Below are 26,464 nucleotides of genomic sequence, written 5' to 3'. Positions count from 1 at the left end.
TGCCCTGGTTCAGACGCGTCCCGCCCGCCGCTCCGCGCGCAGCAGCCAGGCCAGGTAGAGCCCGCCGGCCACCCCCGTCGTCACCCCGACCGGCAGCAGCGCCGAGCCGGTGACCCGCTGGGTGAGCAGGTCGGCGGCGCAGACCAGGAGGGCGCCGGCCCAGGCGGCGGGCAGCAGGTTGGGGCCCGGGGCGCGGGTGACGCGGCGAGCCAGCTGGGGCGCGGCCATCGCCACGAAGGGGATCGGCCCGGCCGCGGCCACCGCCATGGCGGTCAGCCCGGTGCCGGCGCAGAGCAGGAGCAGCCGGCTGCGCTCGGGCGGCACTCCGAGGGCGGCGGCGGTGTCGTCCCCCATCTCCAGTACGGCCAGGCGGCGGGCGAGGACGAGCACGACCGGGACGAGGAGTACGAGGCCGAGGGCGGCGATCGCCACGTCGTCCCGGTCGCGAGCGTTCAGGGAGCCGATCATCCAGCTCGCCGCCTGGGCCGCCTTGCCGATGTCGGCGCGGACGTAGAGGAAGCTGGTCGCCGAGCCGAGCACCGCGGAGGCGCCGATGCCGACGAGGACGAGCCGGTAGCCGTGCACCCCGCGCTTCCAGGCGAGCAGGTAGACGGCCGCCGCGGTGGCGAGGCCGCCGCCGACCGCGCCGAGGGCGGTCTGCGAGGTCCCGGCGTCGAAGAGGATGATCGCGACCAGCGCGCCCGCCGAGGCGCCGTTGCCGAAGCCGATCACATCGGGACTGCCGAGCGGGTTGCGGGTCAGCGACTGGAACACGGCGCCCGCCATGCCGAGTCCGAATCCGGCGAGCACGGCGACCAGGGCACGCGGCAACCGCAGGTCCAGGACGATGAACTCGGCCCCGGGCGGCCCGTTCCCGGCGAGGGTGCGCACCACGTCCCCGGGCGAGAGCGCGTAGCTTCCGGTGCCGAGACAGAGCACGGTCACGGCGGCCGTGACGAGGGCCAGGACGGCGCACACCGCGAGGGTGCGGGGGTCGTACCGCAGCGACCAGCGCCGGGCGCGCAGCACGCCCCGGCTCGGGGCGTGTTCCCGGACGAGGCTCACAGGTGGGCCGCCTTCCGCTGTCGTACCAGGTGGATGAAGACCAGGCCGCCGAGGAAGGCGGTGACGGTGCCCACCTCGATCTCCGAGGGGGCGACGACCAGCCGCCCGACCACGTCGGAGACGAGCAGCAGCACCGGCGCGTACACCGCGCAGTACGGCAGGAGCCGGCGCGGGTCGGGTCCGCAGAAGGCGCGGACGGCGTGCGGGATCATCAGGCCGAGGAAGCCGATCGGCCCGCACACCGCGGTCGCTCCCCCGCACAGCAGGGTGATGGCGAGGACGGACAGCAGGCGGGTGCGGCGGACCCGGGTGCCGAGGGCGCGGGCGTGGTCCTCGCCGAGCGCGAGGGCGCCGAGCGGCCGGGCCAGGGCGAGGGCGAGCACGGCCCCGGCGAGCAGCACCGGCAGGGCGGTGAGCAGCAGTGCGGCGTCGCGTTTGGCGAGGGTGCCGACGGACCACATGCGCATCGCGTCCAGGGTGTTCAGGTTCCACAGCTGAAGGCCGTTGACGTATCCGAAGAGGGCCGCGTTGAGCGCGGTTCCGGCCAGGGCGAGGCGTACCGGGGTGGCCCGCCGGCCGCCGCCGAGGGCGCCCACGGCCAGGGCCGCCAGGGCCGCCCCGGCGAGGGCGAACCAGAGGTAGCCGGTGAACGAGGTGACACCGAGGACGCCGATCGCGGTGACGACGGCGGCCGCGGCGCCCGCGTGGACGCCGAGCAGCCCGGGGTCGGCGAGCGGGTTGCGGGTCAGCGTCTGCATGACGCCGCCGCCCAGGCCCAGGGCCGCTCCGACGGCGATGCCGATGAGGGTGCGGGGCAGGCGCAGGTCCCGCACGATCACGTCGTTCTCGGTGCCCGACGGGGAGGTCAGCGCCGACCAGACCTGGTCGGGCGGGATCTGCTTGGTGCCCACCGTCAGGGACAGCGCCGCGGCCGCGGCGAGCAGGGCCAGACCGAGCGGCAGGCCCGCGGAGCGGAGCCGGGGGCGGATACGTTCCATGTACAACATGTGCTTAGCTTAGGCTAACCTAACCGTGGGTGTTGACGATTTCGTCGACGTTCCACCCCGGCATGTCCGGCCTGTCCAAGTGCCCGCCGCGCGCGTTCGGTTGCCGCCGTCGGCGAACGAGAGGAGGAAGAGATGACCGTCGTGACCGTTCGCACCCGTCACCGCGACGCGCTGCCCGTCCGGATCACCGGCCCCCGGGTGGCACGCCTCGTCGACGAACTCGCCACGGCCGACGAGACCCGGCGCACCGCCCTGACCGAAGCGTTCTGGGACGAGGTGGAGCGCCTCGGCACCCCGCTCGTGGAGGAGCTGGCCGGGGAGCCCGCGCACCGGGCCGTCACCTTCCTGTGGCGGGGACACCGGGCGACCCGTCAGGTGCTGCTGCACGCCAACCGCCTCGGCGACCGTGAGCGGCTCGCCGGGTCCCTGCTGGAACGGGTGCCGGGCACCGACGTGTGGCACCTGTGCCTGCGGCTGCGGGCCGACCACCGCGGCTCCTACCGGATGGCCGCCGACATCACCCCCAAGGCGCCGCCCACCGCGCCCGACGCGCTCCAGGACCGGCTGCGCGCGCTGTCCGCGCACGCCGCGCCGGACCCGCTCAACCCCCGTACCGTGCCCTCGCGTTGGGATGCGTTCCCGTCGTCCGTGTTCGCGCTGCCCGAGGCTCCGGCCGAGCCCTGGGCGGGCCGGCGCGGCATGGTGCCGGCGGGCCGGGTGGAACGGCACCGGATCACCGCCCGGTCGCTGGGCGAGCCCCGCGACACCTGGGTGTACCTGCCGCCGGGACACCGTGACGACGGCTCACCGCTGCCCGTGGCGGTGCTGACCGACGGCGACATGTGGTTCGGGCGGCTCGACCTCGGCGCGACCCTGGACGCGCTGATCGCGGACGGCGCGCTGCCGCCGCTCGCCGTGCTCGCGCCGCACGCGGTCGACCGGCACTCCCGGTGGCTCGAACTGGGCGCCCGGGACGACTTCGTGGCCTTCCTCGCGGACGAGCTGCTGCCCTGGGCGGCCGGCCGGTGGCCGCTGACCACCGACCCCCGGCGTACCGTCGTCGCGGGGCAGAGCCTCGGCGCCATGACCGCGCTGCACGCCGGGTTCCTGCGGCCCGAGCGGTTCGGCAACGTCCTCGCCCAGTCGCCCTCGCTGTGGTGGCGCCCGGGGCCCCTCGCCCGCAACGGCCCCAAACCCCGGGTCATCGGCCCGCCCTGGCTGGTGACCCGCCTCGCCCGCTCCGCCCCGCGCCCCCTGACCGTCCATCTGGACGTCGGGCTGCACGAGGGCGTGATGGTCGACCACAGCCACGCCCTGCACCAGGCGCTGCGCGCGGCCGGTTACCGGGTCACCCTCGACGAGTTCAACGGCGGCCACGACTACGCCTGTTGGCACGGCGCGCTCGTCGCCGGCCTGGTCCGGCTGCTGGGCCGCACCTCCTGACCCCCTTCAATCCCCCCGTTCCCGCTAGGAGCTGCACCACCATGTCCTCTGCACGTACGTCCCGCCGGGCGCTGTCGACGTCCGCCGCCACCCTCGTCACCGGTGCGCTGCTGCTCACCGGCTGCGGTGGCGACGGCAACTCCGGCACCGCGGGTCAGGAGGCACAGACGCGGCGGATCACCGACGCCACCGGCCGCGCGGTCGAGGTACCGGCGTCGCCGCGGAAGGTCGTCACGCTGAGCGAGCCCACGCTGGACGCCGCCCTCGCCCTCGGGGTGGAACCCGTCGGGGCCACCGCCGGCCGCGGCCAGAGCGGTGTCTCCTCCTACCTCGCGGACAAGGCGTCCAAGGCCCAGGTCGTCGCGACCGTCGCCGAGGCCGACATGGAGAAGCTGGCCGTCCTCCAGCCGGACCTGATCCTGCTCGACGAGACCACCGCGGTGAAGGGCGAGGTGGACAAGCTCCAGGCCATCGCGCCCACCGTGGTGACCGCCAAACTCAACGCGGACTGGAAGAAGGCGTTCACCGCGACCGCAGACGCCCTCAACAAGAAGGCAGAGGCGACCCGTTGGCTCGACGGCTTCGCGTCCGACGCCACAGCGGCGAAGAAGAAGCTCGGTGCGAACGCGGGCGCGGAGGTCAGCGTGGTCCGCTGGCAGAACGGCGCGCCCTCCGTCGTCGGCCGGGGTGTGGGGCACGTCGGCTCGACGCTCACCGGGCTCGGGCTTCAGCGGCCGAAGGACCAGACGGGCACCGGCACCGGGCACAGCGAACCGGTCAGCCTGGAGAAGCTCTCCACCATCGACGCCGACTGGCTGTTCTTCGGCGTCCTCGGCGACACGGCGGCCGGCGAGAAGGCGTACGCCGAGGCGCGGCAGGTGCCCAACTTCGGGCGCCTGTCGGCGGAACGCGCCGGGCACGTCGTGGTCGTCGACGGCTCCGCCTGGAACAGCGCCGGCGGACCGCTCGCCGCCCGGATCGTCCTCGCCGACGTCACGAAGGCGCTCGCCTCGTGAACACCGCGTACGCCGACGGGGACGCCGACCCGCGCGCCTGACGGGTCCCGCCCGTCCCGGCACGCCTGACCGGCCGCGCCCGTCCCCCGCGCCCGACCGGCCCCGCCCGTCCCCGCACGCCGTCCCCCCACCGCCAGCAGTGGAGACACCCATGTCCCTCACCGTGCCCGCACCCACCGCCCCGCCGGTCTCCCCCGGCGCCGCCACCGCCCTCCTGGACGCCTACCGCCCCGCCACCGACCGGTTCCTGGCCACCCCCCACCGCACCCTGCTGGGCCGCGGTGCCGGGACCGAAGTACCGCACGGCACGGGCCCGTTGGCGGCGCGCGTCCACGAGGTGCTGAACGGCCTGCGCCGGCCGGACGCCCCGGCCCCGGTCGTCGTCGGCTCCCTGCCCTTCGCACCCGAAGCGCCTCCCGCCCTGACCGTGCCCGACCTGGTGCACTGGGCGCCGCCGCTGCGCGAGGACCCCCTCGTCGCCCTGCCGGTGCCGAGGACCGGGCAGCGGCCCGACTGGCGGGTGCGGGAGGTCCCGGCGCCGGAACGGTACGGCGAGGCGGTCGCCGCCGTCGTCGCGCGGATGCGGGCCGGGGAGTTCGACAAGGTCGTCCTCGCCCGCACCCTGGAACTCACCTCCGACCGGGAGCCGGACCTCGCCGCCATGCTCCGGGCGCTGGCCCACCGGGACCCCGACGGCTACACGTTCGCCGTGCCGAGCGGCCCCGGCCGCACCCTGATCGGCGCCAGCCCCGAACTCCTCGTCTCCCGGCGGGCCGACCGGGTCACCGCCAACCCGCTCGCCGGGTCCGCCCCGCGCAGCGCCGACCTCGCCGAGGACGTACGACTGGCCGCGGCACTGCTGGAGTCCCCCAAGGACCTGCACGAGCACGCGGTCGTCGTGGCCGCCGTACGCGAGGCGCTGGCGCCGCACTGCGCGGAGCTGGACGTGCCCGAACGGCCGACCCTGGTACGCACCGCCGCCCTGTGGCACCTCTCCACCACCGTCACCGGCCGGCTCGCCGATCCCGGCACCACCGCGCTGGACCTGGCCTCCGCGCTGCACCCCACCCCGGCGGTGTGCGGCACCCCCACGGAGGTGGCGCGCGCCGTGATCGCCGAGTCGGAGCCCTTCGACCGGGGCCCGTACACCGGGATGGTCGGCTGGCAGGACGCCGACGGCGACGGTGAGTGGGTCGTCACGATCCGCTGCGCCGAGGCCGAGGGCGGCTCGCTGCGGCTGTTCGCGGGGGCCGGAGTGGTCGCCGAGTCCTCGCCGCACGCCGAGACGGCGGAGACCGCCGCCAAGTTCCGCACGTTCCTGCACGCGGTGGGGGCCGCGCTGTGACGAACACCCCGGCCGGCCAGGACCGGCCGCGCGCCACCGCCGAGCAGCACTGAGCCGAGCAGCACTGAAAGGCCCCACCCTCATGGCACTTCCCGCCGTCTCCCCCTATCCGCTGCCCACCGCCGCCGAACTGCCCGAAGCCAGGGTGTCCTGGACCGTCGACCCGGCGCGCGCCGTGCTGCTCGTCCACGACCTGCAACAGCACTTCCTGTCCGCGTTCCCCGCCGGTGAACAGCCCCTGACCGGCCTGCTCGACAACACCGAACGGCTGCTGGCCCGCGCCCGACGGCTCGGTGTGCCGGTCGTCCACTCCGCGCAGCGCGGCGGACAGACGCCCGCGGAGCGGGGACTTCAACTCGACTTCTGGGGACCGGGCGTGGCCGACGACCCCGAGGCCCTCGCCGCGCCCGCGAGCGTCGCGCCGCGACCCGGCGACACCGTGCTGACCAAATGGAAGTACAGCGCGTTCGCCCGCACCGAACTGGAGGCGCTGCTGCGGGAATCGGGCCGCGACCAACTGGTCGTGGTCGGCGTGTACGCGCACATCGGGGTGCTGATGACCGCCGCCGACGCCTGGAGCCGGGACATCGAGGCGTTCGTCGTCGCCGACGCCGTGGCCGACTTCTCCCGCGCCGACCACGACATGGCGCTGCGCTGGGCGGCCGGCCGGTGCGCGGCCGTGACCACCGCCGACGCCCTGTTCCGGGAGAGCGCCGCGGCGTACCGGGAGAGCCCCGCCGCCTTCCGGGACAACCCCTCGCCGTACCGGGAGAGTCCCGCGGCGCCGCTCAGCGTCGCCCGGATCCGCGCCGACATCGCCGACTGCCTCGGCGACGACCCCGCCGACATCCCCCTCGACGAGAACCTCCTCGATCACGGCCTCGACTCGGTGCGCGTGATGGCGCTGCTGGAGCGCTGGCGCGAGACCCACGACGTGCACGCCGACTTCACCGACCTCGCCGAGCGGCCCACCGTCGACGCCTGGGCGCGCCTGCTGGGGGCGGTATGACCTCGCTCGCCCTCACCGCGGCCCAGTCGGGCATGTGGTTCGCGCAGGCCCTCGACCCGCTCAGCCCCGCGCAGAACACCGCCGAGTGCCTGGAGATCGAAGGCCCCCTCGACCCGGACCTGTTCGCCACCGCGCTGCGCCAGGTCACCGACGAGGCGGAGGCGCTGCGCGTGGTCGTCGAGGACACCCCCGACGGGCCGCGTCAGCGCCTGCGCGACACCGTGGAACCGCCCCTGACCGTGTTCGGCCCGCTCGACGAGGAAGCGGCCGAGGCGTGGATGCGCGCCGACCTGGCCGAGCCGTGCGACCTGGCGGCGGGACCGCCGTTCCGGCACGCCCTGTTCCGGGTCGGTGAGCGGCGCTGGCTGTGGTACCAGCGGATCCACCACCTCGTGATGGACGGCTTCGGCTACTCCCTGCTGGTGCGCCGCACCGCGGAGGTGTACACCGCGCTCGCCCAGGGCCGCGATCCCGGTCCGCGGACCTTCGGCACCCTCGCGGACCTGGCGGCCGAGGACGCCGCCTACCGCGGCTCGGCGGCCTTCGCGGCCGACCGCGCGCACTGGGCCGAGGTGCTCGCCGACCGCCCCGAGGCTCCCCGGTTGGCGGGCCGCGGCGCGCTGCCGTCCCGTACCTTCCTGCGCCGTACGGCCCACCTGGCGCCGGAGGTCACGGCCCGGGTCCGTGACCTGGCCGCCCGGCTGCGCGCCACGTGGCCGGACGTGGTGATCGCCGCGCAGGCCCTGTACACGGCACGCGCCACCGCCCGCACGGACGTGGTGCTCGGTCTGCCGATGATGGGCCGGATGGGTTCGGCGGCCCTGCGGGTGCCCGGCATGGTCATGAACGTGCTGCCGCTCAGGCTCATCGTGCCGCCGGACGCGAGCTTCGCCGACCTGGTCCGCCAGGTGGTGCTCGGCATCCGCGAGGTGCGCCGCCACCAGCGTTACCGCTACGAGGACATCCGCCGCGACCTCGGGCTGCTCGGCGAGTCCCGGGGCCTGGTCGGCCCGCTCGTCAACGTCATGCCCTTCGACTACGCCGTCGACTTCGCCGGCGCGCCCGCCCGCGCCCGCAACCTCTCCGCCGGACCGGTCGACGACCTCACGGTCAACGTGTACGACCGCGCCGACGGCCGGGGCCCGCGCATCGACCACGACGCCAACCCCGCCCTGTACTCGGACGCCGAACTCGCCGCGCACCAGGCCCGGTTCCTGCACCTGCTGGCCCGGCTCGCCGAGACCGACCCGCACCTGCCGCTCGCCGGCCACGGCATCGCCACACCTGACGAACGGGCTCTGGTGCTGGACGAGTTCAACCGCACCGAGGCGGTGCTGCCGCCGACCACCCTGATCGGTCCGATCGAGTCCCGGGCCGCCCGCACCCCCGACGCCCCCGCGCTGGTCTCCGGCCCCACCACCCTGACGTACGGCGAACTGAACTCCCGCGCCAACCGGCTCGCCCACCACCTGCGGTCCCTCGGCGCCCGGCCCGGATCGGTCGTCGCGGTGTCCCTGCCGCGCTCGGTGGAACTGGTGGTCTCGCTGCTCGCGGTGCTGAAGTCGGGGGCCGCGTACCTGCCGCTGGACCCGGACTATCCGGCGCCCCGGCTGGCGTACATGCTCCGGGACGCGCGGCCGGTGTGCGCGGTCACCGACCGCGCCGACCGCCTGCCGGCGGACTCCGGGACACCGGCCGTGATCCTGGCGGGGCTGGACGTGTCGGCGTACCCCTGGGTGAACCCGGCGCGCGGGCTGACGCCGTCGCATCCCGCCTACGTGATCTACACGTCCGGTTCCACGGGCCGCCCGAAGGGCGTCGTGGTGTCGCACGGGGCGATCGACAACCGGCTGCGCTGGATGCAGCACGCCTACCGGCTGAGCCCCGGGGACCGGGTGCTCCAGAAGACGCCGTCGTCCTTCGACGTGTCCGTGTGGGAGTTCTTCTGGCCGCTGCGCGAGGGCGCGACGCTGGTCCTGGCCGAGCCGGGCGGTCACAAGGACCCCGTGTACCTGGCCCGGCTGATCCGCGAACAGGCGGTCACCGTCTGCCACTTCGTGCCGTCGATGCTCCAGGTGTTCCTGGCCGGACCGGACGCCGCCGGGTGCGGCGGGCTGCGGCAGGTGTTCTGCAGCGGGGAGGCGCTGCCCCGGGAGACCGCGAACGCCTTCGGGCGGCTCCTGCCCGGCGTCGAACTGCACAACCTGTACGGGCCGACCGAGGCGGCGGTCGACGTGACGTACCACGCCTGCGTTCCGGACGGGTCCGGGCCGGTGCCGATCGGGCGGCCGGTGTGGAACACCCGGCTGTACGTCCTGGACTGCGCCCTTCAGCCCTGCCCGCCGGGGGTCGCGGGCGAACTGTACTTGGCCGGACGGCAGTTGGCGGACGGCTACCTGAACCGCCCGGCTCTGACGGCGGCCCGGTTCGTGGCCGATCCGTTCGGTCCGGCGGGGACCCGGATGTACCGCACGGGCGATCTGGCGCGCTGGACCGACGGCGGCGAGATCGAGTATCTGGGGCGCACCGACGACCAGGTCAAGCTGCGCGGCCAGCGCATCGAACTCGGTGAGATCGAGGCCGCGTTGGCAGCCCGGCCCGGGGTCGACGGGGCGTGCGCGCTGGTGCGCGAGGACCGCCTGATCGGCTATGTGACCGGCGACGCCGACCCGGTGACCGTACGGGCCGCCCTCGCGCGGGAGTTGCCGGAGCACATGGTGCCGGCCGCGGTGATCGGCCTCGCGGCGTTCCCGCTGAGCCCGAACGGCAAGCTCGACCGCCGCGCGCTGCCGGCCCCGCGCTTCACGGGCGCCGCCGCCGGGCGGCCCACCGACGCCCGCGAGGAGGCCCTGGCCCTGCTCTACGCGCAGGTGCTCGGCGCCGAGGCGGTCGGCCCCGACGACGCCTTCTTCGACCTGGGCGGCACCTCGCTGCTCGCGGTGCGGCTGGTGACCCGGATCCGGCAGGAGTTCGGCACCGAGCTGACCATCGGCTCCCTGTTCGAGGCGCCGACCCCGGCGGCGCTCGCCGCCCGGCTCCAGGACACCGGACCGGCCGCCGCCGACGCCCTCGGCGTCGTCCTGCCGCTGCGGACCTCCGGGGACCGGCCGCCGCTGTTCGCCGTCCATCCGGCGGGCGGACTCGCCTGGTGCTACGCGGGACTGGCCGCGCGACTGGATCCGGGGCAGCCGGTCTACGGCATCCAGGCGCGCGGACTGACCGGCGACGAGCCGCTGCCGCGCACCCTCCAGGAGGAGGCCGAGGACTATGTGCGGCACATCCGCGCCCTGCGGCCGCACGGCCCGTACCGGCTGCTCGGCTGGTCGGTCGGCGGAGTGCTGGCGCACACCGTGGCCGTGCTGCTCCAGGAAGCCGGTGAGCGGGTCGAACTCCTCGCGCTGCTCGACGCGTTCCCCGCCGAGCAGTGGCGGGACCGTCCGGCGCCCGAGGAGGGCGACGCGCTGACCGCGGTGCTGCGGATGGCGGGGTTCGAACGCCGCGCCGAGCGGACCCGGGACGACGTGCTGGCCACCCTGCGCCGGGCGGGCAGCCCGCTTGCCGGGCTGCCCGAGCACGCCCTCGGCCGGATCGTCGACATCGTGCCGAACCACGCCCGGATGATGCGCGCCCACCACCACCGCCGCTTCGACGGGGACGTGCTGTTCCTCACCGCCGCCGCCCCGCGCCCGGAGGACTGGCTGACCCCGCGCGCCTGGCTGCCGCACGTGAGCGGCGCCGTCGACGACCACGACATCGACTGCACCCACCCGCAACTCCTGCGCGACCGGCACCTCGACGCGGTCGCCGCGCACCTCACCGCACGACTCAAGGAGCTGGACGCATGACCGGCCCGTTCGATCCCCGGACCGCGTCATGACGACGACCCTCGTCCCGCGGGTCCTGGTCCGCGGCCCCGGACTGCGGCCCCCGGGCCTCGCCCGCGGTCCGCACCTGTGGGTCGTGCGGGCACCGGAGCCGGGCGTGCCGCTCGACGAGTCGGTGCTGGACGCGGTGGAGCGCCGCCGCGCGGCGGCGCTGCGTCGACCGGCCGAACGAGCCCTGTACGTCGCCGCGCACAGCGCCCTGCGGCGGGTGCTCAGCGCGTACACGGGCGTCGCCGCCCCCGCGCTGCGGATGGTCCGGCAGCCGTGTCCGCGCTGCGGCGAACCGCACGGCAGACCGGCGGTCGCGGGGCCGGCCGGCACGGGCGTGCACTTCTCGCTGTCGCACTCCGACGGGCTCGCGCTGCTGGCGCTGGCCCCGGCGCCGGTCGGCGCAGACCTCCAGCGGGTCCCCGAGGCGCGGGTGGTGCGGGAGGCGTCCCGTTCCCTGCACCCCTCCGAGCGGAGCCAGTTGGACTCGCTGCCCGCCGAGGCCCGCCCGGCTGCCTTCGCCCGGTGCTGGAGCCGCAAGGAGGCGTTCCTCAAGGCGCGCGGCGACGGGCTGTCCCTGCGGGCGCTGCGCGAGGTGTACGTGGGCAGCGGGGCCCGTCCGTCGGGTCCGGCCGGCTGGTCCTTCGCCGATGTCGAGGTGCCGGCGGGCTGGGCCGGGGCCTGCGTGGTGCGCTCGGCGGCGCGGCTCAGTCCCCCAGCAACTCCGCCAGTCCGTCAGCAAGTTCCGTGCGCCAGCAGAGGTAGTCGTGTCCGCCGTTGAACTCCCGGTAGGAGGAATCGTGATAGCCGAGGGCGGTGAGCGTGTCGCGCAGGCGGCGGGCCGCGGGCAGTGCCACCCACTCCTGCTCGCCGAAGGAGAGCCGGAACCGCACCGGGAGCCGGGGCAGTTCGGCGAGGACCCCGGTCAGCCACTCGGCCCGCTCCCCGACGGGCCACCAGAACGAACCGGACTGCACGAGGGCGTTGCCGAACCGGTGCGGGGCGAGGACGGCGGCGTAGGCGGCGGTGAGTCCGCCGAGGCTCTGCCCGGCGACCACCGTGCGCGCGGGGTCGCCGGTCAGCGGGAGCCGGGTCGCGGCCCAGGGCAGCAGTTCCTCGCCGAGGAAGGCCACGTACTCGGGGCGGCAGGACAGTTCGCCCCAGCGTGTGGTCTCGTCGACGGCGTCCGGCAGGACCGCGGCCAGCGGCGGGATCCGGCCCTCGGCGATCAGGTCGTCGAGGAGCCGGGAGAGTCCGAGGCGCGGCTGCCAGTGGTCGCCGTCGAGGAGGACCAGGACCGGCAGCGGCTCCGCCGGCCGGCCGGCGAGCGGCGGCCGGTAGAGCCAGACGCGACGGCGGGCGCCCAAGTGCGCGCTGTCCACCTGGTGTTCCGTGACGGTGCCGCGTTCGGCGTCCGGCCGGAGCGGCGGGTCGGCCGAGCCGGGCGCGGCCGGCAGCGCCGCCCAGGAGACCGTGCCGTCGCCCCAACGGTGCGGCAGGGCACGCGGGTTGTAGGGGTCGTGGCGGCGCCGGGTGCGCAGCCAGGGCCAGTAGCCGGAGGTCCCGGGCGCGGGGCCCTCGCCCTCGTCGACGTACAGGTCGTAGGTGCCGCGCCAGTCGTGGCGCAGCCGGACGGTCCAGTGCCACACGTCCGTGCCGGGGACGCGCTCCATGAGGTTGCCGTCGGGGTCGCGCGGGTCGCCGAGCTTGTTGGGCAGGACCTGGACGGCACGGGTCGTGGGACCTCCGCGCCACAGGAAGGTCACGGCCCGGTGGTCGGCCGCGCCCAGCGGGTCGGGACCGACCAGGGGTGTGCCCCGGCGGCGCGCCTCGGCCCAGAACTCCTCGACCCCGTTCGGGCCGGGCAGCGCGCGCGCCGGGGCGGACAGCCGCGGCACCGGCCCGGGACGAGCCGTGCGGGGCGGGTGGTGCGGGCTGTCGTTCGGCGGTGCGGGCACGGGCATGTGGCTGGGCTCCGGATGGCAGGTCGTTTCTTCCGATTAGGCAAGCCTAACCTCACCCCTTTTCGTTCCCCGGGCGCTCCCCGGTCCGCCTCCCGAAATCCCTCCCACCCCTTCTCCCTGCCAGGAGCACTTCTCCCATGACCTCTCACAGACCCGCGCTCAACCGTGTGCTGGTCGTCACCGCGGGTGCGGCCCTGGGCCTCGGCGCCCTCTCCGCGCCCCTCGTCGGCTCGCAGGGCACGGCCCTCACGGACCAGGTGGCCCTGGTCGCCGACGCCTCGGCACCCGCCGTCGCCCTGGGCACGGCCTCGGTGCGCGCCGGGGGTGACGTCTCGTTCACCGTCACCGGCTTCCCCGCCGCCGCCACGCTCAGCGTCAAGTTCGACGACACGACCCTGCTGAAGCAGTTCACGCTCGGCGACGACGGCAGCCTCTCGGGGACGGTGACCGTTCCGGCCGGCGCGAGCGTCGGCGACGGCCACTGGCTGCGCTTCCTGGCCCCGCAGACGAGTGTGAAGAGCGAGCCGCTGACGGTCACGGCCGCCACCGACCCGACTCCCACACCGACCCCCACCCCCACCCCGACGCCGACGCCCACTCCGACGCCCACCCCGACCGCTCCAGCGGCCGACCCCGCGGTGCGGCTGACGTCCGGGGCCGAGGTCACGGCCGGCGGCAAGGTGTCGTTCAAGCTCTCCGGCTTCGTCGAGGGTCAGAAGATCACCGTCAAGCTGGACGACAGCGGGATCCTCGCCCAGTGGTCCGACGCGGTGAAGGCCGACGGCACCTTCTCCGGCACGGTCACCGTCCCCGCGTCCACCGCGGCGGGCGCGCACTGGCTGCGCTTCCTGGCCCCGGACCCGGCGACCAGCCTCAAGGCCGATATCACCGTCAAGTCCGCCTCCAGCGGGGGCGGTTCGGGCGGAGGTGACACCGACTCGGGCTCCGGATCGGGTTCGGGCTCCGGGTCGGACTCCGGCACCGGCACCGGCACCGGCACCGGTTCGGGCTCCGGGAGCGGCACCGGCAGCTCCGCCGCCTCCGCCGCCATCACCGCGGGGTCCCGGGTGGCGGCGGGCGGCACCGTCTCCTTCCGGGTCACCGGGTTCCCGGCGGGCGAGCAGCTGACGGTGAAGCTCGACGACGGGGCGATCCTCGGCCAGTGGACGATCGGCGCCGACGGGACGTACTCCGGCAGCGTCGCCGTTCCCGAGGACACCACGAAGGGCGCGCACTGGCTGCGCTTCCTCGCCCCCAACCCGCCGACCAGCCTGAAGGCCGGCTTCACGGTCACCTCGTCCACCGCCTCCGCCACGGACACCGACGACAGCGGCAGCGGCAGCGGCACCGCGTCGGGCTCGTCCGCGACGCCCGTTCCGGCCGCCTCGGGCGCCCCGGCCGGCGCGACCAACTCCGCCGGAGCGAAGGCCGAGATCACCGCCACGGAGGTGCAGCCGGGCGGCACGCTGCACTTCGCGGTGACCAAGTTCCCGGCCGGCGAGCAGCTCACCATCAAGCTCGACGACGAGGCCATCCTCGGCCAGTGGAAGACCGACGCCGACGGCTCCTACGAAGGTGACGTCACCGTCCCCGCGGACACCTCCGTCGGCGCGCACTGGCTGCGCTTCCTCGCCCCCAACCCGCCGACCTCGCTGAAGGTCGAGTTCACGACCACCGGGGCCGGCACCGGGGACGCCGAGGCGTCGTCCACCACGGCCCCCGACACGTCCGCGAAGACCCTCGCCGCCGCCACCGTGGAGGCCCCCGTCTCCTACGCGACGATCGCCTGGTCGGCGGCTGCCGCCGCCGCGGGCGGAGCCGCCGGAGCCGCGGCGACGACCCTCTTCGTCGTCCGTCGCCGCCCCACCGCGGCCAACTGACCACTCTCCCTCATTTCCTTCACCATCCCTTGCACAGGAGTTGAATCAGCATGACCCGTTCCACCCGCACCTCCGTCGCGGCGGCCGTCGCCGTCGCCCTCACCGCCGTCAGCGGCGTCGCGCTGGCGGGCACCGCCTCGGCCGACTCGGCCCGGACGACCGGCTCGACCGTGACCACCGCCCCGCTGGTCCGCGGCCTGTACCAGTCGGCCTACTCCGAGCGGAACGACGCCCTCTGGGTGACCGTCTCCCTGGGCCGTCCCCCGGTCACCGACACCAGCCTGCTGAAGGTGGACCCGGACACGCTGGCCGTCGAGGAGACGATCACCCCGCCGGTCACCGACGCCGCCACCGGCGCCCGGGAGGCCGTGTACGGCGTCGCCGTCGACGACGAGCACAACACGGTCTGGGTGACCAACACCCGCAACAACACCGTCGCCGTCTACAGCCAGCGGACCGGCGCGCACCTGGCCACCCTGCCGAACGTGGCGCACGCCCGGGAGATCGTCGTCGACGAGCGGCACAACACCGTGTGGGCGAGCGGCTTCGGTGACGGCACCCTGGTGGCGTACGACTCCAAGACCTTCGAGGAGAAGCGCCGGATCACCGTGGAGGGTGCCGGTCCCACCGGCCTCGCGGTGAACGAGAAGTCCGGCGCGGTGTACGCCGCGGACCTCAACGGCGACCGGATCATCGAGGTCTCCGCCAAGTCCGACACCCCGCGGTTCGTCCCGGCGGGCGACGGCCCGATCTCCGTCGCGCTGTCCGAGAACGGCCGTACCGCGTACACGGCGGACCAGACCGCCGGCACGGTCTCGGTCGTGGACCTGAAGTCGGGCACCGTCACCAAGTCGGTCGCCACGGGCGCGGGCGCGCTGTCCGTCGCCGCGGAGGACCGGACCGGCAAGGTCCTGGTGGTCAACCGCACCGCGGCGAACGTCACGGTGGTCGACCCCCGCAAGGGCACGGTCGTCCAGACGATCGCGACCGGCGCCAACCCCAACCACGTCGAGGTGGACGGCCGGACCGCGTACCTGGTCGACAAGTCCGGCGCCGGAGCGGGAGGTGAGGACCAGATCACCCGGGTCCGCCTGAGCCGCTGACGCGCACCGGGGCCCGGCGGACCGCTCCGCCGGGCCCCGGCAGCAAAGAGCGGGCGAGGCGTCGGGCCGGGGTGTACGCGGAGGCGTCACGCCAGGGGGGGTACGCGGAGGCGTCACGCCAGTGGTGTACGCGGAGGCGTCACGCCGGGGTGTACGCGGAGGCGTCAGGCGGCGGTGACCGGCGCCCGCCACATGCCGACCAGCGCGTCGACCAGGCCGGTCGCGGCGTCCGCCCAGTCGGCGCGCGGGGTGGGCGCCCGCTCGGCGAGCGCACGCTCCCGCTCCGAGGTCATGTGGACGATCAGATGACGCGCCATGTCGCCGCGCTCCGCCCGGACGTCCTCGGGCAGCTCGGGCAGGCTGCGGCGCAGCCCCTCGACGATCTCCCGCAGTGCCGGGGAGCCGAGGGCCTCCTCGACCATGATCCGGTGCAGCGCCGGGTCGGCCATGACCTGGGCGCAGAACCGGGCGTACCACGTGGGACTGCCGAGGTCGGCGAGGTGAGCGAAGACGGGCCGGACCAGACAGTCCACCCAGTCGCGCAGTTCGGTGGAGCCGGTGACCCGCTCGACCAGCCGGGCCCTGATCTCCTCGATGGGTGCCGCGTGCCGGCGCACGATGGCCCGGACCAGGTCGGTCCTGGTGCCGAAGTGGTAGCCGACGGCGGTGTTGTTGCCCTGTCCGGCGGCCTCCCCGACCTGCCGGTTGGAGACCGCGTACACCCCGCGCTCGGCGTACAGCCGCTCGGCCGCGGTCAGGATCAGCTCCCGGGTCGCGCCGGCCTGCTCCGCCCGGACCGTCCTGCCTGCCATGCTCATCACCACACGGGGACCACTCCGCCCGCGCCGGCCGGTCCCCACCGCCGGCGCGGCCCGCCTCGTGACGGTCGCTCCAGAGGGGCAAGCCTACGGGGAGCCGCCCCGGCCGCGCTCGGCGGCCGTTCAGGCGAAACCCGAGGCCGGCGGGCGTGCGGGGGTCCCGGTCCGTCGACACCTCACCCGTGGACCTGCCGCTGATCCCCCCGATGCTCGCCACCCCGGGCACCCTCCCGCCGGCCGGGCAGGACGCCCGCTGGGCGTACGAGACCAAGCAGGACGGCCAGCGGGTGGTGGCCTGTCTCACCGGGGACGGCGGTCTGGTCCTGCGGGCCCGTTCCGGCGAGGAGGTCACCGCCGCCTACCCCGAACTGGGCCCGTTGGGCACCGCGCTGGGCGGCACGCCCGCGGTGCTGGACGGGGAGGTCCTGGCGCCGGACGCGGAAGGGCGCGCCGACTTCCAGGCGCTCCAGTCCCGGATGGGGCTCGCCCACGCCCCGGAGCGCGCGGCCCGGCTCGCCGCGCGGGCGCCGGTGCATCTGGTGCTGTTCGACGTCATGCACCTGGCCGGGGAGTCCCTGATCCGTCTGCCCTACCGGCGGCGGCGCGAGCGGCTGGAGGGCCTGGGCCTCGACGGACCCCGCTGGTCGACGCCGGCCGCCCTCGTGGGCCACGGGGAGCAGGCGCTGCGGGCCACGCGCGAGCACGGGCTGGAGGGGCTGGTCTGCAAACGGCTGGACTCCGTGTACGAGCCGGGGGTGCGGTCCCGGTCCTGGATCAAGATCCGCAATCTGCGCACCGAGGACGTGGTGGTCGGCGGCTGGCTCCCGGGCAGGGGCCGGATCACGGGGCTGCCGGGCGCCCTGCTGCTGGGCCAGCGGTTCCGGGGGCGGCTGCGCTACGTCGGCGGGGTGGGCACCGGCTGGAGCGCCCGCGAGCGTGAGCAGCTCGGTGAGCTGTTGGGCGTCGCCGCGACCGACGAGTGCCCCTTCGACCCCGTGCCGGCGGTGCCGGGGGCGCGCTGGGTCGTGCCCCGGATCGTCGGCGAGGTGCGGTTCAGTACGCGGACCCGGGCCGGGCTGCTGCGTCAGCCGTCCTGGCTGCGGCTGCGTCCGGACCTGACCCCGGAGGAGTCGGCGGCCGAACTCCCCGACGACCTCGGCTGACCGACGGCCCGGGTCGGCCGAGACCGCCGTCATGATCCCACTGTTGGGACAGCCGTCACCGGAGTGACGCCCGCACCCTCTTGGCGCGGACATGAAAAGCGGGGAAGCTGAACTTCCCTTTCCCCCCACAGCCGTTGGGCTGCGCCCACCCGAGGAGGACGCAGTGTCGTCATCGTCGTCGAAGAAGCACCGCGGGAGATGGCTCACCGGATTCGCCGGTGCCGCCGTGCTCGTCGTCGCCTTCCCCTCCGTCGCCCTCGCGGCCCCGCCGCAGGCGCTGCCCGCCAACGCCGAGTCCGCCGAGTTCACTTATCAGCCCGCCTTCGACTACGACACGGACGGCTGCTACTCCACGCCCGCGATCGGCCCCGACGGCACGGTCAACGGCGGCCTGAACCCGACCGGCGCGCTCAACGGCAGCTGCCGTGACGCCTCGGACCTCGACAACACCAACAGCTACTCGCGCTACAAGTGCAACAACGGCTGGTGCGCCTACCTCTACGGCCTGTACTTCGAGAAGGACCAGGCCCTCGCGGGCAGCAGCATCGGCGGGCACCGGCACGACTGGGAACATGTCGTGATCTGGGTGCAGAGCGGCGCCGTCAAGTACGTCTCCACCTCCAACCACGGCTCGTTCACCGTGACCGGGGCGTCCTCCGTCCGCTTCGAGGGCACCCACGCGAAGGTCGTCTACCACAAGGACGGCATCAGCACGCACTGCTTCCGGCTCGCCAACTCCAACGACGAGCCCCCGGAGAACCACAAGGGGACCTGGCAGTACCCGCCGCTGGTCGGCTGGAACGGCTACCCGGCCGGCGTCCGCGACAAGCTGACCGCCTACAACTTCGGCAGCGCCAACTTCGGTCTGAAGGACGCGAGTTTCGCCAACCACCTGTCCTCCGCCAAGCCGTCGGGCATCACCTTCGACCCGTACGCGTGATCCGCTCGGCCCGGGGCGCGGGACCGGCGCCGCCCGCCTCCCCCGCCCCGGGCCCGATCGACGTGAATCGAGCGGTACGGCCCGGAGCGGGTGATCCGAAGGTCTATCGTGTCGGCATGTCCGTGCCCGAACTGATCCGTATCGTCTCCCGCGACTCGCCCATGGCGCTCGCCCAGGTGGAGCGTGTCCGAGCCGAGTTGACGGCCCTGTACCCGCACGTGCGCACCGAGGTCGTGCCGGTGCGGACGACCGGCGACAAGTGGCTGGGAGACCTGGCGAAGGTCGAGGGGAAGGGGGCGTTCACCAAGGAGGTGGACGCCGCGCTGCTGGCGGGCGAGGCCGATCTCGCCGTGCACTGCGTGAAGGACGTGCCCGCCGACCGGCCGCTGCCCGCGGGCACGGTGTTCGCCGCGTTCCTGAAGCGGGACGACATCCGCGACGCCCTGGTGCACCCGGACGGCCTCACCCTCGACGAACTGCCCGACGGCACCCGGATCGGGACCTCATCGGTGCGCCGGGTCGCCCAGCTCGCCGCCACGCACCCGCAGTTGGAGTGCGTGCCGTTCCGCGGCAACGCCAACCGGCGGCTGGCGAAGCTGGCGGCCGGGGAGGCCGACGCGCTGCTGCTCGCGGTGTCCGGCCTGGAGCGGATCGACCGCTCCGACGTGATCAGCGAGATCCTCTCCCCCGAGGCGATGATGCCGCCGATCGGCGCGGGCATCCTCGCACTCCAGTGCCGGGAGGGCGACAGCGAGCTGATCGACGCGGTCAGCGCGCTCGGCGATCCGGACACCCACCGCGAGGCGACCGCCGAACGGATGTTCCTGCACGTCCTCCAGGGGCACTGCAACAGCCCGATCGCCGGGTACGCGCGGGTGGACCACGGCGGGGAGCTGTCCCTGCGGGCGTGTGTCTTCACCCCGGACGGCAAGACCCGGCTCAACGCCCACGAGTGGGCGGGCCGACTGGATCCGGCCACCCTCGGCACCTCGGTCGCCGTGGCGCTGCTGCGTCAGGGCGCCCGCGAGATCATCGACGGCATCCCGCACTGACCCACCGGGTCAGGCGGTGCCCTCCTCGGCCTGGTCGCGCAGGAAGACGCTCACCTGGTGGGCCAGGCACTCCCGCCCGGCCCCGGTGTGCGACGGGCCCTCGTGCAGACCGATGCCGCCCGCCCAGAGCCGACGCTCCGTCCACTCCTCGTCGACCCGCAGCTGGATCTGCACGTCGACCTGGTCCAGGCTCGCCTCGGGCCCGGCCGCGAACAGCACGGCGGTGGCCCGGCGCAGCGGATAGACGTCGAAGCCCTCGATGAACTGCGTGTTGCGCCAGTCCAGGAAGGCGCTCTCCCCGTCCGGCCCGATCCGCACGTCGATCTGGCCGTCCTCCAGGTGGATGCCGTAGTGCCGCTCGCCGCGGTTCTCGACCGTCACCCGGACGGTGAAGTAGGTCAGGCCCTCGGCGGCGTCGTCACGTCCACGCGGAGGCTCGGCCTGCTCCAGACGGTGGACGCGGACCCGCAGACCGGCATGCTCGTCGTACTCCTGCCAGTCCCCGACCACGTTCGGCTCGCACACACTGCACCTCTTCGACCTCAGAGAGCTGCTTCCTATCTGTGTGCTCAGCGCACTGTCAAATGAGCGGAATGCGCTGTGGCCAGCGCATTCACCCCCTTTGATCGCCGATCAAGCGCTGCCCAGCGGGTATCCGCCGCCGGGTCCCGCGGCCGGAGGCGGGAGCGTGCCGCACATCACGTCGGCCCGGACGATCGCGGGGCGCTCTCACGCCTCGAAGTCGAGCGATCTCAGTATGTGCATCATTTAGTCTGATATCAGGACATTTTGTTTGAAGGGAGAGTGGCTGGGAATGCACCGTGGAGTGCTTCGGACAGGAGGCACGTCCGTGGGAACCCGGCTCAAGGGTTCCGGACCGCCTCCGCGTGGATCCGGACCGCGCCTCTCACGGTGACTGTCCCAGCCGGCACCTGCTGAGGGAGGTGCGCCTCATGGCCACCACCGGCAGAACGAAGCAGCACCCGCACGACGACGCCCCCGACACCGCCGCCGCGTTCCGAAGGCTCGCCCGGCTCCCCGAGGGGCCGCAGCGCAAGGCCCTGCGCGACACGCTGGTGCAGGCGTGGCTGCCCATGGCCGAACGCATCGCGGTCCGCTTCAAGGGCCGCGGCGAGGCCCTGGAGGATCTCTACCAGGTGGCCGCGCTGGGCCTGGTCAAGGCCGTCGACCACTACGACCCGGACCGGGGCTGCGCCTTCGAGGCGTACGCGGTGCCCACCGTCACCGGGGAGATCAAACGGCACTTCCGTGATCACATGTGGACGCTGCACGTGCCCCGCCGGGTCCAGGACCTGCGCAACCGGGTGCGCCAGGCGGCGAAGGACCTGGCCCAGACCACCCCGGGCCACGCCCCCACCGTCCCGGAGATCGCCGACCTCACCGACCTCAGCGAGGCCGAGGTGCGCACCGGGATGGAGGCGCTGGACTGCTTCTCCGCCCTCTCCCTGGACGCGGAGCTGCCCGGCACCGACGGGTACGCCCTCGCCGACTCCCTCGGCGGACCCGATCCGGCCTACGACATCGTCGTCGACCGGGTGGCCGTGCGCCCCTGCCTGGAACGCCTCCCCGAGCGCGAGCGCACCATCCTCTATCTGCGCTTCTTCCGCGGGATGACCCAGAGCCGCATAGCCGAGCAGCTGGGCATCTCCCAGATGCACGTCTCCCGGCTGCTCAGCGGCTGCTTCGACCGGCTGCGGGAGGAGTTGCTGACCCAGGCTCGCTAGCCCGTGCCCAGGAGGCTGCGGATCCGCCGGCCGGCGGATCCGCGGTGTCACCCGCGCGGCGGTATGCCCTCGCCCACGGCCTGGAATCATCATTGTTTCGGCGTGACGGCCGGGGTACTCGGCAAGCGCCTTCCGGGGTACCGGCCGGACACTGGGAAGAGACACCGGTGGCCGCCGGACCGGCGAGACCAGGACGCGACAGCCATGAATCACGACACGAAGCCCACCCGCCGCACCCGGGGCGTCGTCTCCACCCACTCCGTGTTCGGGGCACCCTGCTGGGTGAGCCTGACCAGCCGGGACCTGGAGGCCACCCAGGCGTTCTACACCGCGGTGCTCGGCTGGCGCTGGCGCACCGGCAAGCTCGGCGACCGGTTCCGGATCGCCCTGGCCGACGGGGTCCCGGTCGCCGGGATCGCCGCGGTCGCGACCATGTGGCAGATGGCGGTCGCCTGGACCCCGTACTTCGCCGTGCCGAGCGCGGACGAGGCGGTGGCGCGGGTGCAGGAGCGCGGCGGCACGGCGGCCGTCGGTCCGATCTCCTTCCCGCCGGGGCGCGCGGCCCTGCTCGCCGACCGGGACGGCGCGACCTTCGGCATCTGGGAGGGCGAGCTGGTCACCGACTGGGAGAACTGGCGCCGCTCCACCCCCGCCTTCATCCGCCTGCACACCCGCGACGCCTTCGACGCGGCGATCTTCTACGGCGAGGTCCTGGACTGGGCGACGGACCGGCCCGGCTGCTGCGAGGTGCACTACGAGGGCGGCGAGGTCGTGCTGCGCAGCGGCGGCGACGCCGTGGCCCGGATCGAGTCGGGCGCCCTCGGTGCCGCTCCCGACCCCACCATCCGCCCGCACTGGCAGGTCCACTTCGCCGTCGCCGACGTCTCGGCCTGCGCCCGCACCGCCGAGCAGCACGGCGGCAGCGTCCTGTCGAAGTCCGACGAGGAGGCCATACTGCGCGACCCGGACGGCGCCCAGTTCACGGTCACCTCACGCCGCGAACCCTAGGCGCCGTCATCGGCACGCGTCCTACGGGGTGCCCTTCGTGCGGGACGGGCGGGAGAGCAGGACCAGGCTGCGGGCGGTGACCGTCATGGTGGTGGCCGCCTTGTGCTCGGTCTCGTCGGGGGCGCCCCCGTCCTCGGCGGTGTCGATCAGCGTGGTCCAGCGTTCGCCGTAGCGGCTGTTCGGGAGCCGGAAGTCCACCGGCTCCCAGAAGCTGTTGAGCAGCAGCAGGAACGAGTCGTCGACGACGGGCCGGCCGCACCGGTCGGGCTCGGCGATCGCGTCGCCGTTGAGGAAGACGCCCACGCAGTGGGCGTCCGAGCGCTGCCAGTCCTCCTCGGTCATCTCCCGCGCGTCCGGCAGGAACCACACCAGGTCGGGCAGGGGCTGACCGGCGTGGGTCACGGTCTCCCCGCGGAAGAAGCGACGGCGGCGCAGGACGGGGTGGGCCGTGCGCAGGCCGATGACGTGGCGGGTGAAGTCGACGAGGTCGCGCTGCGCGGCGCCGAGCCGCCAGTCGATCCAGGAGACCTCGTTGTCCTGGCAGTAGGCGTTGTTGTTGCCGCGCTGGGTGCGGCCGAGTTCGTCGCCGTGGCAGAGCATCGGGATGCCCTGGGACAGCAGCAGGGTGGCGAGGAAGTTGCGCTGCTGGCGGGCGCGCAGCTCCAGCACGGCCGGATCCCTGGTCGCGCCCTCCGCCCCGCAGTTCCAGGACCGGTTGTCGCTCTCCCCGTCCCGGTTGCCCTCGCCGTTGGCCTCGTTGTGCTTGTCGTTGTACGAGACCAGGTCGCGCAACGTGAAACCGTCGTGCGCGGTGACGAAGTTGACGCTGGCGCGCGGACGGCGCCTGCTGTGCTGGTACAGGTCGGAGGAGCCGGTCAGCCGGGACGCGAAGTCGCCGAGGGTGTGTTCGCCGCCGCGCCAGAAGTCCCGGACGCTGTCGCGGTACTTGCCGTTCCACTCCGACCACAGCGGAGGGAAGTTGCCCACCTGGTAGCCGCCCTCGCCGACGTCCCAGGGCTCGGCGATCAGCTTGACGCGGCTGATCACCGGGTCCTGCTGGATCAGGTCGAAGAACGCCGACAGCCGGTCCACCTCGTGGAACTGCCGCGCGAGCGTGGCCGCGAGGTCGAAGCGGAAACCGTCGACGTGCATCTCGGTGACCCAGTACCGCAGCGAGTCCATGATCAGCTGGAGCACGTAGGGGTGCCGCATCAGCAGGCTGTTGCCGGTGCCGGTGGTGTCGTAGTAGTGCGACCAGTCGCCGTCCACCAGCCGGTAGTAGGAGGCGTTGTCGATGCCGCGGAAGGAGAGGGTGGGGCCTTTCTCGTTGCCCTCGGCGGTGTGGTTGTAGACGACGTCCAGGATGACTTCGAGCCCGGCCTCGTGCAGCGCCTTGACCATCGACTTGAACTCGGCGACCTGCTGGCCCCGACTGCCGTGGGCGGCATAGGAGTTGTGCGGGGCGAAGAAGCCGATCGTGTTGTAGCCCCAGTAGTTCGCGAGCCCGCGGTCGGTGAGGACGCCGTCCTGGACGAACTGGTGCACCGGCATCAGCTCGACGGCCGTGACCCCGAGCGAGGTGAGATGCTCGACGACCGCGGGATGCGCCAACCCGGCGTAGGTGCCGCGCAGTTCGGCGGGCACCCCGGGGTGGGTGCGGGTCAGTCCCCGCACATGGGCCTCGTAGATGACGGTGTCCGCGTACGGGCGCCGCGGCGGGCGGTCGTCGCCCCAGTCGAAGAAGGGGTCGGTCACCACGCCGAGCATGGTGTGCCCGGCGCTGTCACCGGGCGACGGTCCGTGCGGGTCGCGTTCGAAGAGCGAGGCGTGGTTGTCCATCTGCCCGTCGACCGCGCGGGTGTACGGGTCGAGCAGGAGCTTCGCCGGGTTGCACCGGTGGCCGAGCTCCGGGTCCCAGGGGCCGTGCACCCGGTAGCCGTAGCGCTGGCCGGGGCCGACGCCGGGCAGGAAGCAGTGCCACACGAACCCGTCGACCTCGGCCATGTCCACGCTGCTGTGCCGCCCGCGGTCGTCGACCAGGACCAGCTCGACCCGTTCGGCGACCTCGCTGAACAGGGCGAAGTTGGTGCCCTGGCCGTTGTAGGCGGCACCCAGCGGGAAGGGGTGCCCGCTCCAGACGGGCACCCCTGCGCGGTCCTTGCGCGCGGTCACCGCACCCCCTCCAGCACCCGCTCGGCCGGTCCGGCCGGCACGACGGCCGCCCGGGGCACCCGGCGCCGCTCGCGCAGGCTGGGGGCCGGGCCGAGGGGCACCAGCGGGAGGCGCTCGAAGGCGCGGGCGCGCCGGGAGAACCAGATGACCTTGGCTCCGGCGGCCGTGGCGCAGCAGCCCCAGCCGTCGCTGATCGCGGCGATGCGGCCCAGGCAGCCGCGCAGGTCCTGGTCGGGGCGCAGGTCGCGGTCGTCGCCCGCGACGGCGGTGATCAGATGCTGGCCGTTCCACCACATCTCGATCGAGGTGTTCTTGTCCCTCGCGTGCTCGTCGATGGCGTTCAGCAGCAGCTCGGCGCCGCCGCAGACGGGCTCCACGAGGTTCTCCAGGTCCCAGTGACGGAGATGGGCGGCCAGGATGCGCCTGACCTGTCCGACCCGTTCGGGGCTGACTTCCACGTCGAGGTGGTAGTAGCAGGGCACTGCGGTGTTCATCGTCGTTGGCTCCTCACCGGCGAGGCTCGGCGCTTGCTTCCGTCCCCGCGGGACGGGCCCCGAACGCGAAGCGTGAGCATCGATCGCTTCTGAGTCACCTCCAGCGTGGGATCGCTACGCCATTCGTGCAACACGAGCACCGAGCGCGACGGGAGGGCGGCCGCGCGACATAGTTGAAGCTATAACAAGACGTTGGGTCACCATCCGTGCACCATGTGTGGTGACCCCTGTGCCCGCACGGCATCCCGTGTGTCGCATCCGTGTGTCCGCACGACCACCCCTGACCGTCCGGTGACGTGCCATGCAACCGAGAGGTGAAACGGCGTCATGTTGCTACCGGCCAAGACCGAAGTCGCCCGCCAGCTTGGGCGCTACCGGGCATGGGAACGCGTCATGCTCGCGGCCCCCGACGACCGTACGGCGCGGGCCACGTTCGAGGACTCGGGCTACACGCTGTGCGTGCTGATGGGCAAGCGCTGCGCGCGCGAGGCCGCGGACGCGGCCGAGCGCTATCTGCGTTGCAGTGTCGGCGCCTATCTGCGTGAACAGAACGACCGCCCCCGGCCGGGCGTCGCCGTCAGGCGCGGTCCACCGGCCGCCAAGCGGCCTTCCCCGGCGGGCAGGTAGCCACCCCCTTCCCGCGCAGCTTGAAAACCCGGCCGGGCCCGTCAGGGTCCGGCCACGACTACGGCGGAGACAAAGAGCATGAAGGCAACCACGGCCATCGGCCGTGTCCCGGTACGGAACGTCCAGCCGGCCGTGGAGTGCGGCCGACGCCCGGCGAAGGCGGTCGTGGACGAGACGTTCGAGGTGTCGGCGACCGTGTTCCGCGAGGGGCACGACGCCGTGGCCGCCAATGTCGTGCTGCGCGGTCCCGACGGTCGGCCGGGCCCGTGGACGCCGATGCGCGAGCTGGAGCCGGGAAGCGACCGCTGGGGCGCCGAGGTCACCCCGAACGCCCTCGGGCGCTGGACCTTCCGGGTGGAAGCGTGGAGCGACCCGGTGACGACCTGGCGGCGCACCGCCCGCATCAAGGTGCCGGCCGGCATCGACACCGGCGTCGTGCTGGAGGAGGGCGCGGACCTGCTGGAGCGCGCGGCGGCCGGGGCGCCCGCCAAGCGGCGGCCGGTACTGCTCCAAGCGGTCGGCACTCTCAGGGACGACTCTCTGCCGGTCGCGACGCGCCTGGCGGCCGCGTTCCGCCCCGAGGTGGAGGCGGTGCTGGCCCGCTACCCGCTGCGGGAGTTCGTGACGGCGTCCGACAAGCTGCCGCTGCTGGTGGAGCGGGAGCGGGCGTTGTACGGGGCGTGGTACGAGTTCTTCCCGCGGTCGGAGGGCACCGAGGAGGTGCCGCACGGGACGTTCCGT

Annotated in this window: 22 protein-coding genes and 1 pseudogene; 16 read left to right on the top strand and 7 right to left on the bottom strand. The window is 73.9% G+C overall.

All coding sequences use genetic code 11. The features are described 5' to 3' along the window. Window positions 1-9 precede the first annotated feature (9 nt). Window positions 10-1,065, bottom strand: a complete 1,056-nt coding sequence (locus AB0E07_RS32510; RefSeq protein WP_362260165.1) for an iron chelate uptake ABC transporter family permease subunit — start codon at window positions 1,063-1,065, stop codon at window positions 10-12. Then, window positions 1,062-2,063: an iron chelate uptake ABC transporter family permease subunit gene (locus AB0E07_RS32505; RefSeq protein ID WP_362260263.1), complete on the bottom strand. Its 1,002-nt coding sequence runs from the start codon at window positions 2,061-2,063 to the stop codon at window positions 1,062-1,064. The genes AB0E07_RS32510 and AB0E07_RS32505 overlap by 4 nt, the downstream gene beginning before the upstream one ends. Before the next feature lie 141 nt (window positions 2,064-2,204). Between AB0E07_RS32505 and fes (AB0E07_RS32500) the strand changes: the two genes are divergently transcribed. The 7 genes and pseudogenes from fes (AB0E07_RS32500) (at window position 2,205) to AB0E07_RS32470 (ending at window position 11,538) form a co-directional block, all read left to right on the top strand. Continuing rightward, on the top strand, window positions 2,205-3,515 hold the full coding sequence (gene fes, locus AB0E07_RS32500; protein WP_362260163.1) for an enterochelin esterase: 1,311 nt from the start codon (window positions 2,205-2,207) through the stop codon (window positions 3,513-3,515). A 41-nt stretch (window positions 3,516-3,556) separates the two neighbouring features. After that, window positions 3,557-4,531 (top strand): ABC transporter substrate-binding protein, encoded by a 975-nt coding sequence (locus tag AB0E07_RS32495; protein WP_362260161.1) that lies wholly within the window; start codon window positions 3,557-3,559, stop codon window positions 4,529-4,531. A 151-nt stretch (window positions 4,532-4,682) separates the two neighbouring features. Beyond that, window positions 4,683-5,876 (top strand): isochorismate synthase, encoded by a 1,194-nt coding sequence (locus AB0E07_RS32490; protein WP_362260159.1) that lies wholly within the window; start codon window positions 4,683-4,685, stop codon window positions 5,874-5,876. 82 nt (window positions 5,877-5,958) lie between these two features. Continuing rightward, window positions 5,959-6,585: pseudogene (locus AB0E07_RS32485) on the top strand (isochorismatase family protein); the annotation flags it as partial. Further along, window positions 6,574-6,885 (top strand): phosphopantetheine-binding protein, encoded by a 312-nt coding sequence (locus AB0E07_RS32480; protein ID WP_362260261.1) that lies wholly within the window; start codon window positions 6,574-6,576, stop codon window positions 6,883-6,885. The pseudogene AB0E07_RS32485 and the gene AB0E07_RS32480, both read left to right, overlap by 12 nt. Next, the gene (locus AB0E07_RS32475) at window positions 6,882-10,730 is read left to right on the top strand and encodes an amino acid adenylation domain-containing protein (protein ID WP_362260157.1); all 3,849 of its coding nucleotides are present in this window, start codon (window positions 6,882-6,884) and stop codon (window positions 10,728-10,730) included. Before AB0E07_RS32480 ends, AB0E07_RS32475 begins: the two co-directional genes overlap by 4 nt. A gap of 28 nt (window positions 10,731-10,758) precedes the next feature. Next, a complete protein-coding gene (locus tag AB0E07_RS32470) occupies window positions 10,759-11,538 on the top strand; it encodes a 4'-phosphopantetheinyl transferase superfamily protein (RefSeq protein ID WP_362260155.1) in 780 nt (259 codons plus the stop codon). On the opposite strand, the gene fes (AB0E07_RS32465) is transcribed toward AB0E07_RS32470, so the two are convergent. Continuing rightward, complete coding sequence (gene fes / locus AB0E07_RS32465; protein WP_362260153.1) at window positions 11,465-12,721, bottom strand: enterochelin esterase; 1,257 nt, start codon at window positions 12,719-12,721, stop codon at window positions 11,465-11,467. The two genes, AB0E07_RS32470 and fes (AB0E07_RS32465), sit on opposite strands and share 74 nt — an antisense overlap. A gap of 137 nt (window positions 12,722-12,858) precedes the next feature. Between fes (AB0E07_RS32465) and AB0E07_RS32460 the strand changes: the two genes are divergently transcribed. Both AB0E07_RS32460 and AB0E07_RS32455 read left to right on the top strand, forming a co-directional pair. Then, window positions 12,859-14,601 carry a hypothetical protein gene (locus AB0E07_RS32460; protein ID WP_362260151.1) on the top strand — a complete coding sequence of 581 codons (1,743 nt, stop codon included), beginning with the start codon at window positions 12,859-12,861 and terminating at the stop codon, window positions 14,599-14,601. A gap of 50 nt (window positions 14,602-14,651) precedes the next feature. Next, window positions 14,652-15,704 carry a YncE family protein gene (locus AB0E07_RS32455; protein WP_362260149.1) on the top strand — a complete coding sequence of 351 codons (1,053 nt, stop codon included), beginning with the start codon at window positions 14,652-14,654 and terminating at the stop codon, window positions 15,702-15,704. A gap of 164 nt (window positions 15,705-15,868) precedes the next feature. On the opposite strand, the gene AB0E07_RS32450 is transcribed toward AB0E07_RS32455, so the two are convergent. Next, window positions 15,869-16,516, bottom strand: coding sequence for a TetR family transcriptional regulator (locus AB0E07_RS32450; protein WP_362260147.1), 648 nt, complete (start codon window positions 16,514-16,516; stop codon window positions 15,869-15,871). Window positions 16,517-16,704: 188 nt separating this feature from the next. Between AB0E07_RS32450 and AB0E07_RS32445 the strand changes: the two genes are divergently transcribed. The 3 genes from AB0E07_RS32445 to hemC all read left to right on the top strand — a co-directional run bounded on the left by AB0E07_RS32445 (window position 16,705) and on the right by hemC (window position 19,677). Then, complete coding sequence (locus AB0E07_RS32445) at window positions 16,705-17,685, top strand: ATP-dependent DNA ligase (RefSeq protein WP_362260145.1); 981 nt, start codon at window positions 16,705-16,707, stop codon at window positions 17,683-17,685. Window positions 17,686-17,848: 163 nt separating this feature from the next. Then, the gene (locus AB0E07_RS32440) at window positions 17,849-18,625 is read left to right on the top strand and encodes an NPP1 family protein (RefSeq protein WP_362260143.1); all 777 of its coding nucleotides are present in this window, start codon (window positions 17,849-17,851) and stop codon (window positions 18,623-18,625) included. 116 nt (window positions 18,626-18,741) lie between these two features. Then, window positions 18,742-19,677: a hydroxymethylbilane synthase gene (hemC, locus tag AB0E07_RS32435; RefSeq protein WP_362260141.1), complete on the top strand. Its 936-nt coding sequence runs from the start codon at window positions 18,742-18,744 to the stop codon at window positions 19,675-19,677. Between the two features lie 9 nt (window positions 19,678-19,686). Here hemC and AB0E07_RS32430 read toward each other — a convergent pair whose 3' ends face one another. Beyond that, window positions 19,687-20,202, bottom strand: a complete 516-nt coding sequence (locus AB0E07_RS32430; protein ID WP_362260139.1) for a hypothetical protein — start codon at window positions 20,200-20,202, stop codon at window positions 19,687-19,689. A gap of 428 nt (window positions 20,203-20,630) precedes the next feature. On the opposite strand from AB0E07_RS32430, the gene AB0E07_RS32425 reads away from it, so the two are divergent. Continuing rightward, window positions 20,631-21,422, top strand: coding sequence for an RNA polymerase sigma factor SigF (locus tag AB0E07_RS32425; RefSeq protein ID WP_362260137.1), 792 nt, complete (start codon window positions 20,631-20,633; stop codon window positions 21,420-21,422). A 204-nt stretch (window positions 21,423-21,626) separates the two neighbouring features. After that, on the top strand, window positions 21,627-22,430 hold the full coding sequence (locus tag AB0E07_RS32420) for a VOC family protein (RefSeq protein WP_362260135.1): 804 nt from the start codon (window positions 21,627-21,629) through the stop codon (window positions 22,428-22,430). 21 nt (window positions 22,431-22,451) lie between these two features. Here AB0E07_RS32420 and glgX read toward each other — a convergent pair whose 3' ends face one another. Then, complete coding sequence (gene glgX, locus AB0E07_RS32415) at window positions 22,452-24,602, bottom strand: glycogen debranching protein GlgX (protein ID WP_362260133.1); 2,151 nt, start codon at window positions 24,600-24,602, stop codon at window positions 22,452-22,454. Then, window positions 24,599-25,096, bottom strand: coding sequence for a pep a2 (locus AB0E07_RS32410; RefSeq protein ID WP_362260131.1), 498 nt, complete (start codon window positions 25,094-25,096; stop codon window positions 24,599-24,601). The genes glgX and AB0E07_RS32410 overlap by 4 nt, the downstream gene beginning before the upstream one ends. A 327-nt stretch (window positions 25,097-25,423) precedes the next feature. Between AB0E07_RS32410 and AB0E07_RS32405 the strand changes: the two genes are divergently transcribed. Together AB0E07_RS32405 and AB0E07_RS32400 are read left to right on the top strand one after the other, a co-directional pair. After that, the gene (locus AB0E07_RS32405) at window positions 25,424-25,723 is read left to right on the top strand and encodes a DUF5133 domain-containing protein (RefSeq protein ID WP_362260129.1); all 300 of its coding nucleotides are present in this window, start codon (window positions 25,424-25,426) and stop codon (window positions 25,721-25,723) included. Window positions 25,724-25,801: 78 nt separating this feature from the next. After that, window positions 25,802-26,464: maltotransferase domain-containing protein (locus AB0E07_RS32400; protein ID WP_362260127.1), on the top strand; the 663-nt coding region annotated here is incomplete at its 3' end.

This window comes from Streptomyces sp. NPDC048002 (assembly GCF_040653275.1).
In the GTDB taxonomy this organism is placed as follows: Bacteria; Actinomycetota; Actinomycetes; order Streptomycetales; family Streptomycetaceae; genus Streptomyces.
The sequence above is the reverse complement of the archived record's forward strand: the minus strand, read 5'-3'. Positions and strand labels throughout refer to the sequence as shown.